The organism is Streptomyces sp. NPDC041968 (assembly GCF_055589025.1).
On the sequence record NZ_JBVJCB010000004.1, the window covers coordinates 440,681 to 454,278 of the forward strand.

Sequence of the window (13,598 nt, forward strand, 5' to 3'; positions counted from 1 at the left end):
CGGGTGGGGGCTGTCAGTGGGGCGTGCTCTCATGGAGTCATGATCGAGAGCAACGAAACCATCGACGAGTTTCTCGCCCGGCACGCCGACGACGTGGAGGAGGCCGTCCGCAAGGCGGCCGCCCAGGAGATCATGCCGCGCTGGCGCCGGCTGGCGGACCACGAGGTGGACCAGAAGACCGGCCCGCACGACCTGGTGACGGACGCGGACCGCAAGGCCGAGCTGTATCTCACGGAGGTCCTGGCCGCCCTGCTGCCGGGCTCGGTCGTGGTCGGCGAGGAGGCCGTGCACGCCAATCCGGCCTCCTACGAGGCGATACGCGGCGAGGCGCCGGTGTGGATCGTCGACCCCGTCGACGGCACGCGGCAGTTCGTGCACGGCGACCCGGGCTTCTGCACGCTGGTCGCGCTCGCCCACCGCGGAGTGGTGCACGCCTCGTGGACGTACGCCCCAGCCCTGGACCGGCTCGCCACGGCGGTACTGGGCCGGGGCGCCTTCCTGGACGGCGAGCGGCTGTACGCCGGTCCGCCCGAGCCCGGCCGCGACCTGCGGGTCGCCACGTCCCACCCGGACTACACGACGGACGAGCAGAAGCACGCCCTGACAGGCCTGCGCACCCCGGGTGTGGCGCCCCGCGCCTGCGGCTCGGCCGGCCTGGAGTACCTCGCCGTCGCGCGTGGCGAGTCCGACGCCACGGCCTTCTCCTGGGAGGCGGCCTGGGACCACGCCGCGGGCCTGCTCCTGGTCGAGGAGGCGGGCGGCACCCACCTGACCCGCACCGGCGAGCCCTTCCGCGTCACGGGCGACAACGAGCTGCCGTTCACCGCGGCCCGCGACGCGGCCACCGCCCGGCGGGTGGTGGCACTGCTGTCGGGCGAGGCCTGAGCTCCTCCGGCTCCGCCGCCCGTCCCGCCGCGCCCCCTCCGCCCCACCCTTGACCGCGGGCTGTCGGAGCCCGGGCATATCCTGACCCGAGTGGCCATCGGCTGACGAAGGAGTCCGAAGGTGCCGTCGATGCTCGATGCGGTCGTGGTGGGTGCGGGACCGAACGGACTGACCGCTGCCGTGGAGCTGGCCCGCCGCGGTTTCTCGGTGGCCGTGTTCGAGGCGCGGGACACCGTCGGCGGCGGGGCGCGCACCGAGGAGCTGACGCTGCCCGGCTTCCGGCACGACCCGTGCGCCGCCGCGCACCCCCTCGGCATCAACTCGCCCGCCTTCCGCGCCCTGCCCCTGGAGCGGTACGGGCTGCGGTGGCTGCACGCCGGGCTGCCCATGGCGCACCCGTTCCCGGACGGCTCGGCCGCCGTGCTCTCCCGGTCGGTCGGGGAGACGGCCGCGTCCTTCGGAGCGCGTGACGCCGGCGCCTACCGCAGGCTGGTCGAGCCCTTCCTCCCCCGGTGGGACACCCTCGCCCGGGACTTCATGTCCCTGCCCCTCACCGCACTGCCCCGCGACCCGGTGACCCTCGCCCGGTTCGGACTGGCCGGCCTGCCCCCGTCGACGTGGCTGATGCGGCGCTTCCGGGACGACCGCGCCAAGACCCTCATCGCCGGCCTCGTCGCGCACGTCATGGCCCCCCTCAGCGGCTTCGCCACCAGCGCCATAGGCCTGGTCTTCGCCCTCGCCGCGCACGCCCGCGGCTGGCCCGTGGCCCGCGGCGGCTCCCAGGCCATCTCCGACGCGCTCGCCGCCTACCTCGAGGACCTCGGCGGCACCGTCCACACCGACTACGAGGTCAAGCGCCTCGACGACCTGCCGCCCGCCCGCGCCTACGTCTTCGACACCTCGCCCACGGCCCTGGCCCGCATCGTCGGCCTCGGGAACCACTACGCCGGCTACCGGTACGGCCCCGGCGTCTTCAAGCTCGACTACGCGCTGGACGGCCCCGTCCCCTGGACCGCCGAGGCACCCCGCACCGCGGGCACCGTGCAGGTCGGCGCGAGCAGCGCGGAGATCGGCGCCGCGCTGAACGCGGCCTCCCGGGAGGGCCGCGCACCCGACCCGCCGTTCCTCATCACCGTGCAGCCCAGCGTCGCCGACCCCACCCGGGCACCGGAGGGCAAGCACGTCTTCTGGGCGTACGGGCACGTCCCCAACGGCTGGACCGGCGACCTCACGGACGCCGTCGAACGCCAACTGGAGCGCTTCGCCCCCGGCTTCCGCGACCGCGTCCTCGCCCGCGCCACCGCGGGCCCGCCCGAACTCGCCGCCCGCAACGCCAACTACGTCGGCGGCGACATCGCCTCCGGCGCGATCTCCGGCCTCAAGATCATGCTGCGGCCCAAGCCTTCCCTGTTCCCGTACGGCACCCCGCACCCGGCGGTCTTCATCTGCTCCTCCGCCACACCGCCGGGCCCGGGCGTGCACGGCATGTCGGGGCACAACGCGGCGAAGGCCGTCTGGCGCAGGCTGCGGCAGACATGACCACCCTCACCCTCGTCCGGGGCGACCTCACCCGCGAGAGCGCCGACGCCCTCGTCAACGCCGCCAACAGCTCACTGCTCGGCGGCGGCGGCGTCGACGGCGCCATCCACCGGCGCGGCGGCCCCGCGATCCTCGCCGAGTGCCGCAGGCTGCGCGCGGGGCACCTCGGCAAGGGGCTGCCCACCGGCCGGGCGGTCGCCACCACCGCGGGCGACCTGGACGCGCGCTGGGTGATCCACACGGTCGGCCCGGTGCACAGCACGACCGAGGACCGCTCCGCGCTCCTCGCCTCCTGCTACCGCGAGTCCCTGCGTGTCGCCGACGAACTCGGCGCCCGCACGGTCGCCTTCCCCGCGATCTCCACCGGCGTCTACCGCTGGCCGATCGACGACGCGGCCCGCATCGCCGTCGAGACGGTCCGGGCCACCGACACGTCCGTGGCGGAGGCACGGTTCGTCCTCTTCGACGACCGGGCGTACGAGGCGTTCGCCGCGCTGGTCGGCTGACCGGCCCTCGGGCCACCCCCCCTCGCTTTCTCCGTCCCACGCCGTCCCGCCCCCTGGACGCTTTCCCACCTGGCTTGACGCTTCTCTTGCGACTGATGTGCAATAACCCCGCACCAACGACAAGCGTGGGGGAGACATGACGACCCGTCGGACCCGTCCGATACGAAGTGCCGCCGTGGTGGCGGCGTTCGCCGCGGGCGCCGGCGCCTGCTCCGCGCCCGGGGGCGGTACCGGCGGCGACGCCAAGGCGGCCGAGTCCGTCGTGATCGGCGTGGCCTCGGAGCCGGACACCCTGAGCCCGCTGCTCGGCTACGGCAAGGACGGAAACTCCAAGATCTTCGACGGGCTGCTGGCCCGCGACACCGACCTCGAGCTGAAGCCGGCCCTGGCGACCGCGCTGCCGAAGATCACCGACGGCGGACGGACGTACACGTACACCCTGCGCGAGGGCGTGAAGTTCAGCGACGGGGAGCCGCTGACGGCCCAGGACGTGGTCTACACGTACCGCACCGTCCTCGACGCGAAGACCAACAACACCGCCCGCAGCGAACTGGACGCCGTCGAGGACGTCCGCGCGAGCGGCGACGGCACCGTCGTCTTCACGCTCAAGTACCCGTACGCGGCCTTCGCCGCCCGCACGGTGCTGCCCATCGTCCCCGAGCACGTCGCGGGCAAGCAGAACCCCAACACCGGCGCCTTCAACACCAAGCCGGTCGGCACCGGCCCGTACGTGCTGGCCGACTGGAGCAAGGGCGAGAAGCTCACCTTCAAGGCCAACCCGCACTACTGGGGCGGCGAGCCCGCGGTGAAGACCTTCACCACGGCGATCATCGCCGACGACAACGTGCGCGCCACCCGCCTGCGCTCCGGCGACCTCGACGGCGCCGTCCTGCCGCCCAACCTCGCCGCCACCTTCAAGGACGACGACGGCCGCCGCACCTACGAGGCGAAGTCCTACGACTTCCGGGCCGTCACCCTGCCCACCGCGGGCGAGGTCACCGGCGACCGGGCGGTCCGACGGGCACTGGACCTCGCGGTGGACCGCCGGGCCATGGTCGACAAGATCCTCGACGGCGCGGGCCGTCCCGCGTACGGGCCGCTGCCCGCCGACGACCCCTGGTACGCGCGCGGCATCGAGCGCCCGCGGGACCTCGCCGAGGCCGGGCGCGTCCTGGACGAGGCGGGCTGGAAGGCCGGCCCCGGCGGGGTCCGCGCCAAGGACGGGCGGCGCGCCTCGTTCACCCTGTACTACCCCTCGGGCGACAAGGTCCGCCAGGACCACGCGCTCGCCTACGCCTCCGACGCCAAGAAGGCCGGCATCGAGGTGAAGGTGGAGGGCGCCACCTGGGAGGTCATCGAGCCGCGGATGAAGCACGACGCCGTCCTCGCGGGCTTCGGCAGCGTCGGCGACCCGGACTTCGGCCTCTACACCCTGCTGCACTCCTCCCTCGCCAACGACGGCTTCAACAACATGGCCGGCTACGACAGCAAGGCGGTGGACGAGGCACTCGACGCCGGGCGACGCACCCAGGACCCGAAGAAGCGCGAGGCCGCCTACGACGACATCCAGCAGGCCCTCGTCGAGAACCCCGGCTACACCTTCCTCACCCACATCGACCACCTCTACGTCCTCGCCGACCGCTGGAAGGGCCTGACCACCCAGCTGGAGCCGCACGAGCACGGCTTCGCCAGCGGACCCTGGTGGAACATCGAGGACTGGCAGCCCAAGAAGTGAACCGGTCCGCCCGGCGGCCGCCCTGGAAACCGATGGCACGCCTCGCGGGACGACGGGCGCTGTTCGCCGTCCCCGTCGTCCTCGTCGTCACCTTCGGCGTCTTCGCCATCGCCGCCGCCTCCCCGTTCGACCCCGTCAAGGCGTACGCCGGCACCGCCGCGCTCGGCGCCGACCAGGAGACCCTGGACCGGCTGCGGGACAACCTCGGTGTCGACCAGTCCTTCGTCGCGCGCTGGTGGAACTGGCTGACCTCGGCGCTCACCGGCGACCTCGGCCACTCCGGGGTGATGCGCCAGCCGGTCGCCGAGGTGATCGGCGAACGCCTCGTGTGGTCCGCGCTGCTGTGCGCCGTCGCCTTCGCGGTCGCCGTGCTGACCGGCACGCTCCTCGGGGTGCTGGCCGCCCGCCGCCCCGGCTCGATGCTGGACCGGGCCGTCACCTCGGTCGCGTACACCCTGGAGGCGGCGCCGGTCTTCTGGATCGCGCTGCTCGCCGTGTGGCTGTTCGCCCTCCAGTGGGACGTCCTGCCGGCCGGCGGGCTGACGGACACCGCCAGCGAGCAGGTCACCCCCGGACAGGTCGCGAGCCACATCGTGCTGCCCGCGGGCGTGCTCGCCGTCTCCCAACTGCCCTGGTTCACGCTCTACGTGCGCCAGGGGGTCGGTGACGCCCTGGCCGAGGACCCGGTGCGCGGCGCACGGGCCCGCGGCATCGGGGAGGGCACCGTCCTGTTCGGACACGCACTGCGCTCGGGACTGCTGCCGGTGCTCACCCTGATCGGCTCCCGCGTCCCCGAACTCATCACCGGCGCCCTGCTGGTGGAGACCGTCTTCAGCTGGCCGGGCATCGCCGCGGCCACCGTCGAGGCGGCCACCGCCGTCGACTTCCCGCTGCTGGCCGCCCTCACCACCCTCGCCACCGCCGCCGTACTCGCCGGCAACCTGCTCGCCGACCTGCTCTACGGACTCTTCGACCCGAGGGTGAAGCTCAGTGATATGTGAGTCCCATGGCTGAGATCACAGCCGAGAAGACGGCGCGGCCCACCGTGTGGCGCTCCCACGGCGCCGACCGCCGCTCCACCCGCACCCTGCGCCTGCGCACCTCCGCAGTGCTGCTGGCCGTGACCGTCCTCGCGGTGCTGCTCGTGCCGCCACTGGTCCAGCTCGACCAACAGGCCGTCGACCTCGCCGCGAAACTGCGGGCGCCCAGCTGGGCCCACCCGTTCGGCACCGACGACGTCGGCCGCGACCTGCTGCTGCGCTGCGTCTACGGGCTGCGTGTCTCGCTGCTCGTCGGAGTGGCGGCGGCCCTGACGGCGACCGTGGTCGGCACCGCAGTGGGCGCCACCGCCGGAGCGCTGGGCGGCTGGGTCGACCGCGGCGTGATGCGGGTCGTCGACACCATCGCCTCCGTGCCCCACCTGCTGCTCGGCATCTTCATCGTCGCCATGTTCCGGCCGGGCGTCTGGCCGGTGGTGGTCTCCGTCGCGCTCACCCACTGGCTGTCCACCGCGCGCATCGTGCGCGCCGAGGTGCTGTCCCTGCGGTCGCGCCCCTACGTCGACGCGGCCGTCTCCGGCGGCGCCTCCCGGTGGCGGGTGGCCGTACGGCACCTGCTGCCGGGCGTGCTGCCGCAGGCAGCGCTGGCCGCCGTACTGATGGTGCCGCACGCCATGTGGCACGAGTCCGCGCTGTCCTTCCTGGGGCTCGGGCTGCCCACCCACACCGCGAGCCTCGGCAACCTGATCCAGGAGGCGCGGGGATCACTGCTCGCCGGGCACTGGTGGCCCACCCTCTTCCCGGGCCTGTTCATCATCGTCCCCACCCTCGCCGTCGCCGGTCTCGCGGGTGCCTGGCGGGAGCGGATCAACCCCCGCCGCCGATCGGAGCTGATGCTGTGACCGAGCGAGCCCCCGTGCTGTCGGTACGCGGTCTGTCGGTGCGCTTCCTGATGCCGGGCGGGCGGAGCGTCGCCGCCGTCACCGACGCCCACTTCGACGTGGCGGCCGGCGAGTGCCTGGCCCTGATCGGCGAGAGCGGCTGCGGGAAGTCCGTCCTCGCCTCCGCCCTGCTCGGCCTGCTGCCCGGCAACGCGCGGATCGCGGGCAGCGCGCTCCTCGGCGAACTGGACCTGCTCACCGCCGACGAGCGGACCTTCGCGCGCACCGTACGGGGCCGGCTGATCGGCCTGGTGCCGCAGAGCCCGGCCGCCCACCTCACCCCGGTCCGTACGATCCGCTCCCAACTGGAGGAGACCGTCGCGCACCTCACCGCGGTCCGCGGCCGAGCGGCGCTGCGCGCGGCCGCGGAGGCCGCCGCCGAACGCGCCGCCTTCCCCCCGGACCACCTCGACCACCACCCGCACGAACTCTCCGGCGGTCTCGCCCAGCGTGCCGCCACCGCCCTCGCCCTGGTCGGCGAGGCCCCGCTGCTGCTCGCCGACGAGCCGACCACCGGACTCGACCGGGACCTGGTGGACCGGACCGTCGACGAGCTGCGACGCCATGTCGACGACGGGACGGGCGACGAGGGGCGGGCGCTGCTGATGATCACCCACGACCTGGCCGCCGCCGAGCGCATCGCCGACCGGATCGCCGTCATGTACGCGGGCCGCATCGTCGAACTTGCCGACGCCGACGACTTCTTCGGCACCCCCGGACCCCGCCACCCCTACAGCCGCGGCCTGCTGGACGCCCTGCCCGAGCGGGCCTTCACCCCGATCCCCGGGCTGCCGCCCGAACTCGGCGCCCTCCCGGACGGCTGCGCCTTCGCGGTCCGCTGCGAGCGGGCCACCGACTCCTGCGCCACGCTCCCGTCGCTGGCCGGCACGGTCGCCTGCCACCACCCGCACGCCGTGCTCACGGAGGCCGCCGACCGTGCTTGAACTGAGCGACATCACCGCCGGGTACGACAGGAACACGCCCGTGATCCGGGGGATCTCCCTGTCGGTCGCGCCCGGGGAGGCCGTCGGCCTGCTCGGCCCGAGCGGCTGCGGCAAGTCGACCCTCGCCCGCGTGGCGGCCCTGCTGCACCACCCCGACGCCGGCACCCTCGTGGTCGACGGCACCCCCGTACGGCGCTGGCGCCACCGCGCCCCGCGTGAGCAGCGCACCGCCTTCGGCGTCGTCTTCCAGCAGGCCCGGCTCTCCGCCGACCCCCGGCTGGCGCTCACCGACCTGATCGCCGAGCCCTTGCGCGCCACCGGCCGCCGGACGGGGACCACCGACCGGGTCCGTGAACTGGCCGCCACCGTGGGACTGACCACCGACCTGCTGAGCAGGCGTCCGCACGAGGTCAGCGACGGCCAGCTGCAGCGCGCCTGCCTCGCCCGCGCGCTGGTGCTGCGCCCGCGCTGGCTGGTGTGCGACGAGATGACGGCGATGCTCGACGCCTCGACCACCGCCGCCCTGGTCCGGGTGGTGGAGGACTACCGCGCCGCCACCGGCGCGGGCCTGCTGGCCGTCGGCCACGACCGCGTCCTCCTCGACCGCTGGTGCGACCGCACCGTCGAATGGGCCACCTTGACGCGCTCCTGACCGCTTTCCCGCCCGCCGAGGGCACGGGAGCGGCCACCGTCCACCAGGAACCAACAAAGTCCGATGGGGTAATTGATTCGGTTGTGTTCGGGTCCTAGGGTGTGCCTGACCCAGTAGTCGCCGCGTCACCGGCAGTTGTGCAGCACCCCCACGTCAACTGCTGCCACAGCACCGAGCGTTGAGCCGCCCCCGAAGCCCACGGAAGGCCACGGTCATGCCGCACTCGCCCGTGTCACCCGCCGCACTCCCGGCCCCCCGCCCCCGGCCGCTCGTCAGCCGCCGACGCCTCCTGGAGGGCGGCGCCGCCGTCCTCGGCGCGCTCGCCCTGTCCGCCCCGCCCGTCGCGGCCCACGCGGCCGGCCGCCGGGCGCCGGCCGACGAGTCCCCGCAGTGGCAGGACTTCGGTGTCTTCCGACTCGGCACCGAACCGCCGCACACCACGCTCATGCCCTACCCGGACGTGAGAGCGGCCCTCACCGGAGACCGCACCCGCTCGCCGTACCGGCTGAGCCTCGACGGCACCTGGAAGTTCGCCTACGCCGACCGCCCCGAGGACCGGGACGTCGACTTCCACCGCACCGACACCGACGACGGCGACTGGGAGACCGTCCCGGTGCCGTCCGTGTGGCAGCTGCACGGCCACGACTTCCCGATCTACCTGAACATCACGTACCCGTACTGGGGCCCCAACGGCCGCGGCGAGGACCCGCAGCCGCCCACCGCGCCGACCCGCTACAACCCGGTCGGCCAGTACCGGCGCACCTTCACCGTCCCCCGCGACTGGGACGGCCGCCGCACCTTCCTCCACTTCGAGGGCGTCAAGTCCGCCCACTACGTGTGGATCAACGGTGAACTGGTCGGTTACGACGAGGACTCCTACACGCCCTCCGAGTACGACATCACCGACCACCTGAAGCCCGGCACCAACCAGATCGCCGTCGAGGTCTACCGCTACGCCGACGGCGACTGGCTGGAGGACCAGGACATGATCCGGCTGAGCGGCATCTTCCGCTCGGTCCACCTCTACTCCACGCCCGCCGTGCACCTGCGCGACTTCAAGCTGGAGACCCCGCTGGACGACACGTACACGGACGCCGAGCTGGCGGTCACCGCGAGCGTGCGGGCGTACGGGGACGGGCCCACCGCGGCCGGCCGGTACACCGTGGAGACCCAGCTCTACGACGCCCGCGGCCACGCCGTCTGGTCCCGCCCGCTCCAGCAGTCCGCCGACCTCGGCACCGTCGGCGCCGGCCAGGACGTCACCGTACGGGCCGCGAAGGCCGTACCCGAGCCCCGGCTGTGGTCGGCCGAGCACCCGTACCTCTACACCGCCGTCCTGCGCCTGCGGGACCCCGCGGGGAAGGTCGTGGAGACCTTGTCCCACCGGGTCGGCTTCCGCGAGTTCGCGCTCAAGGACGGTCTGATGCGCATCAACGGCCGGCCCGTCTCCTTCCGCGGCACCAACCGGCACGAGATGCACCCGGACCGGGGCACCGCCCTCAGCCGCGACGACCTGGTCCAGGACATCAGGATCATCAAGCAGCTCAACATGAACAGCGTCCGCACCTCGCACTACCCGAACAACCCGCTCTGGTACGAACTCGCCGACGAGTACGGCCTCTACCTCGTCGACGAGACCAACCTGGAGACGCACGGCATCCGCGAGGAGTACCCCGGCGACCACCCCGAGTGGACCGAGGCCTGCGTGGCCCGTGCCCAGAACATGGTGCACCGCGACAAGAACCACCCCTCCGTCGTCATCTGGTCGCTCGGCAACGAGGCCGGCGGCGGCAGCACCTTCACCGCCATGCACGACTGGATCCGCTCCTACGACCCCACCCGCGTCATCCAGTACGAGGGCGACGACCGCCCCGGCATCAGCGACATCCGCTCCGAGATGTACGACACCCCGCAACGCGTCGAGCAGCGGGCGAAGGACACCTCGGACACCCGCCCGTACGTGATGATCGAGTACGCCCACTCGATGGGGAACTCCACCGGCAACTTCAAGAAGTACTGGGACGTCGTCCGCGCCCACGACGTGCTCCAGGGCGGCTGGATCTGGGACTTCGTCGACCAGGCGCTGACCTGGCCGGTCCCGGAGCGCACCCTGCTGACCGAGACCGGGCCCGCCGGGCTGCGCGGCGAGATCCTCGGCGCCTCGGGGACCTTCGAGCCCGGCAAGGGCCTGTCCGGCGGCACCGTCTTCGCCCGCGACGAGGGCCTCGACCTCACCGGCTCGCTCACCCTGGAGGCCTGGGTCACCCCGGACGTGACCGGCTACCACCAGCCGATCCTCACCAAGGGCGACACCCAGTACGCGCTGAAGCAGAACAACCGGACGCTGGAGTTCTTCATCCACTCCGGCGGTCAGTGGATCACCGCCACCTGGACGGTGCCGGAGGACTGGACCGGCCGCGAGCACCACATCGCGGGCGTCTTCGACGCGGAGGCCGGCTCCCTCACCCTGTACGTGGACGGCGAGCGGCGGGCGACCCGCACCACCGACCGCAGGCCCACCAACAACACCGCCTCCCTGGCCCTCGCCACCGACGCCGACAACCAGGTCCGCGAGTTCAGCGGCACCATCCACCGCGCCCGCGTCCACGCCCGCGCCCTCACCGCCGCCGAACTGGCCGACGACGACCGCGGCCCCGGTGACGACGGGGTGCGGTTCTGGTTCGACGCGCGGACCGTGGGGGTCGAGCGGAAGCGGCCGAAGGAGAAGACCTTCTTCGCCTTCGGCGGCGACTGGGGCGACAACCCCAACGACGGCTGCTTCGTCGCCGACGGCGTCGTCCTCGCCGACCGCGGCCACACCGGCAAGGCCGCCGAGGTCAAACGGGTCTACCAGGCCGTCGGCGTCGAACCGCGGGCCGGGGAGGCGGGCTCGGTCACGCTCGTCAACGAGTACCTGTTCACCCACCTGCGCGAGTTCGACGGCCACTGGGAACTCGTCGCCGACGGCCAGGTGGTGCGGCGCGGGCGGCTCACACGCCGGCAACTGGACGTGCCGCCGCTGTCCCGCAAGGACATCACCGTGCCCGTGAGACTGCCGGACGACCCGGAGCCCGGCACCGAGTACTTCCTCCAGCTGTCCTTCACCACCAAGGAGGCCACGCCCTGGGCGAAGGCGGGCTTCGAGGTCGCCCGGGCGCAACTGGCCCTGGACGTGGACGTCCGCGCCGTGACCCCCGTGCCCCTGGGCCGGGTGCCGGCCCTGCGCCACCAGGACGGCGACGAGGAGGTCACGGTCGACGGCCGGGGCTTCTCGGTGACCGTCGACAAGCGCTCCGGCACCCTCTCCTCGTACGAGGCGAAGGGCAGGCGGCTGATCACCTCCGGGCCCGTGCCCAACTTCTGGCGCGCGCCCACCGACAACGACCACGGCAACGGCCAGCACACCCGCAACCAGACCTGGCGCGACGCCGGCGCCCGGCGCGAGGTCACGGACGTCACCGTGCGCGCCCTGGGCGAGCGGGCCGTCGTGATCGAGGTCACCGGTACCCTGCCCACCACCGTCGAGTCGACGTACACCACCACGTACACGGTGTTCGGCAACGGCGAGATCAAGGTCGACAACACCCTGCGTCCGGGCGCCGCGAACCTGCCGTACATCCCGGAGGTCGGCACCCTGCTGTTCCTGCCGCGCGGCCTGGACCGGCTGCACTACTACGGCCGCGGCCCCGAGGAGAACCACTGGGACCGCAACACCGGCACCGATGTCGGCCTGTACTCCGGGACCGTCGCCGAGCAGTGGACGCCGTACATCCGGCCGCAGGAGAACGGAAACAAGACCGACGTCCGCTGGATCGCCCTCACCGACCGCCACGGCGTCGGCCTGCTCGCCTCGGGCGAGCCCCTGCTGGAGGCCAACGCGTCCCACTTCACGCCGGAGGACCTGTCGGCGGGGGTGCGGCACGACTACCAGCTCACCCCGCGGGACGCCGTCGTGCTGCGGCTGAACCACCGTCAGATGGGGGTCGGCGGTGACAACAGCTGGGGCGCGCACACGCACGACGAGTTCAAGCTGTTCGCCGACCGGGACTACTCCTACACCTACCGGCTGCGCCCGTTGACGGACGTGCGGGAGGCGATGGCCGCCTCGCGCCGGCCCACGGCGACCGATTAGAGGCCCGGGAGCCCGGGGTACCCGGGCTCCCATGGGTGACGTACTGGTGGGAGCGTGTTCCTGGACGGACCGTCAGCTCGTGGCGAGCGGCTGGTATCCGCGCGGGCGACGGGACGCCGAGGGGCGGCTGCGGCACTACGCCTCACGGCTGCCCGTCGTCGAAGTGGACGCCGGGTACTACGCCTTGCCGAGCCGGCGCAACGCCGAGCTGTGGGTGGAGCGCACGCCCGAGGGGTTCCGTTTCGACGTCAAGGCCTTCTCCCTGCTCACGGGCCACCCCACCCGGGTGGAGGCCATGCCTCCCGACCTCAGAGGACTCAGCCCCGACGCGCTGCGGCGCGGACAGGCGGACAAGGGCCTGCTGGACGAGGTGTGGGGCCGCTTCGCCGAGGCGGTCGAGCCGCTGCGCAAGGCGGGGCGGCTCGGCACCGTGCTGTTCCAGTTCCCGCCGTGGTTCGCGCCCGGTACCCCGGCCGAGGCGACGCTCGAAGCGTGCGCCCGGCGCACGGAGGGCTGGCCGCTCGCCGTCGAGTTCCGGCACCCCGGGTGGTGGGCGCCGCGGCAGGCGGACACCACCCACGTACTGCTGTCCGCGCTGGACGCGTCGGCGGTCGGCACCGACATGGCCCAGGATCTGCCCGTGTCCCTGCCGCCCGTCGCGCCGGTCACCCGGCCGGCCCTCGCCGTCGTCCGCTTCCACGGGCGCAGCCGCGCGTGGGGGAGGGGAAGCAAGGAGGACCGCTTCCGGTACGACTACTCCGCCGCCGAACTCGCCGCCTGGGCACCCCGACTGCGGCGCGCCGCCCGGCAGGCGGACGAACTGCACGTGCTCTTCAACAACTGCTGCGCGGACGCCGCCGTACGCGCCGCCGAGACCATGCGGGAGCTGCTCACTCCGCCGCGTCGCTGAGGCCCAGCCGCAGGTGCTCCACGTGGAACACGGCCTGGTCGAGGAGTTCGGCGACGTGGTGGTCGTGCAGCGCGTAGACCACCGACCTGCCCCGGCGCTCACCCACCACGAGCCCCAGGTTGCGCAGCAGCCGCAGCTGGTGCGAGCAGGCCGACTGCTCCATGCCGACCTCCGTCGCCAGTTCGGTGGCCGGCAGCGGGCCTTCGCGCAGGCGGGCCAGGATCAGCAGCCGGGACGGCGTGGACAGGGCCTGGAGCGTCGTGGCGACCTTCGCGACGTTGTCCGCGTCCAGCCGCACGCGTGCGGTGGCGTCCTGCGCGGTGGTGGCGGCTCCGTGACCCATGCGGTTCATCCTA

Annotated in this window: 11 protein-coding genes; 10 read left to right on the forward strand and 1 reads right to left on the reverse strand. The window is 73.2% G+C overall.

What is annotated here, in order from left to right; genetic code table 11:
- Positions 1–39: 39 nt before the first annotated feature.
- The 10 genes from ACZ6EG_RS12990 (at position 40) to ACZ6EG_RS13035 (ending at position 13,242) form a co-directional block, all read left to right on the forward strand.
- A complete protein-coding gene (locus tag ACZ6EG_RS12990) occupies positions 40–885 on the forward strand; it encodes an inositol monophosphatase family protein (RefSeq protein WP_469604145.1) in 846 nt (281 codons plus the stop codon).
- Between the two features lie 129 nt (positions 886–1,014).
- On the forward strand, positions 1,015–2,424 hold the full coding sequence (locus ACZ6EG_RS12995) for a phytoene desaturase family protein (RefSeq protein ID WP_469604148.1): 1,410 nt from the start codon (positions 1,015–1,017) through the stop codon (positions 2,422–2,424).
- Positions 2,421–2,930: an O-acetyl-ADP-ribose deacetylase gene (locus ACZ6EG_RS13000; protein ID WP_391968390.1), complete on the forward strand. Its 510-nt coding sequence runs from the start codon at positions 2,421–2,423 to the stop codon at positions 2,928–2,930. The genes ACZ6EG_RS12995 and ACZ6EG_RS13000 overlap by 4 nt, the downstream gene beginning before the upstream one ends.
- A 136-nt stretch (positions 2,931–3,066) precedes the next feature.
- Complete coding sequence (locus tag ACZ6EG_RS13005) at positions 3,067–4,665, forward strand: ABC transporter substrate-binding protein (protein ID WP_469604152.1); 1,599 nt, start codon at positions 3,067–3,069, stop codon at positions 4,663–4,665.
- A 32-nt stretch (positions 4,666–4,697) separates the two neighbouring features.
- Entirely contained in the window at positions 4,698–5,666 is a 969-nt protein-coding gene (locus tag ACZ6EG_RS13010; protein ID WP_391968388.1) for an ABC transporter permease, read from the forward strand.
- A gap of 5 nt (positions 5,667–5,671) precedes the next feature.
- On the forward strand, positions 5,672–6,565 hold the full coding sequence (locus tag ACZ6EG_RS13015) for an ABC transporter permease (RefSeq protein WP_391968387.1): 894 nt from the start codon (positions 5,672–5,674) through the stop codon (positions 6,563–6,565).
- Positions 6,562–7,548, forward strand: coding sequence for an ABC transporter ATP-binding protein (locus ACZ6EG_RS13020; RefSeq protein ID WP_391968386.1), 987 nt, complete (start codon positions 6,562–6,564; stop codon positions 7,546–7,548). The genes ACZ6EG_RS13015 and ACZ6EG_RS13020 overlap by 4 nt, the downstream gene beginning before the upstream one ends.
- Positions 7,541–8,200: an ABC transporter ATP-binding protein gene (locus tag ACZ6EG_RS13025; RefSeq protein ID WP_391968385.1), complete on the forward strand. Its 660-nt coding sequence runs from the start codon at positions 7,541–7,543 to the stop codon at positions 8,198–8,200. Before ACZ6EG_RS13020 ends, ACZ6EG_RS13025 begins: the two co-directional genes overlap by 8 nt.
- 214 nt (positions 8,201–8,414) lie before the next feature.
- Positions 8,415–12,332 (forward strand): glycoside hydrolase family 2 TIM barrel-domain containing protein, encoded by a 3,918-nt coding sequence (locus tag ACZ6EG_RS13030; protein ID WP_469604157.1) that lies wholly within the window; start codon positions 8,415–8,417, stop codon positions 12,330–12,332.
- 31 nt (positions 12,333–12,363) lie between these two features.
- Positions 12,364–13,242, forward strand: a complete 879-nt coding sequence (locus ACZ6EG_RS13035) for a DUF72 domain-containing protein (RefSeq protein WP_391968383.1) — start codon at positions 12,364–12,366, stop codon at positions 13,240–13,242.
- On the opposite strand, the gene ACZ6EG_RS13040 is transcribed toward ACZ6EG_RS13035, so the two are convergent.
- Positions 13,223–13,585: an ArsR/SmtB family transcription factor gene (locus tag ACZ6EG_RS13040; RefSeq protein ID WP_391968382.1), complete on the reverse strand. Its 363-nt coding sequence runs from the start codon at positions 13,583–13,585 to the stop codon at positions 13,223–13,225. The two genes, ACZ6EG_RS13035 and ACZ6EG_RS13040, sit on opposite strands and share 20 nt — an antisense overlap.
- Positions 13,586–13,598 lie beyond the last annotated feature (13 nt).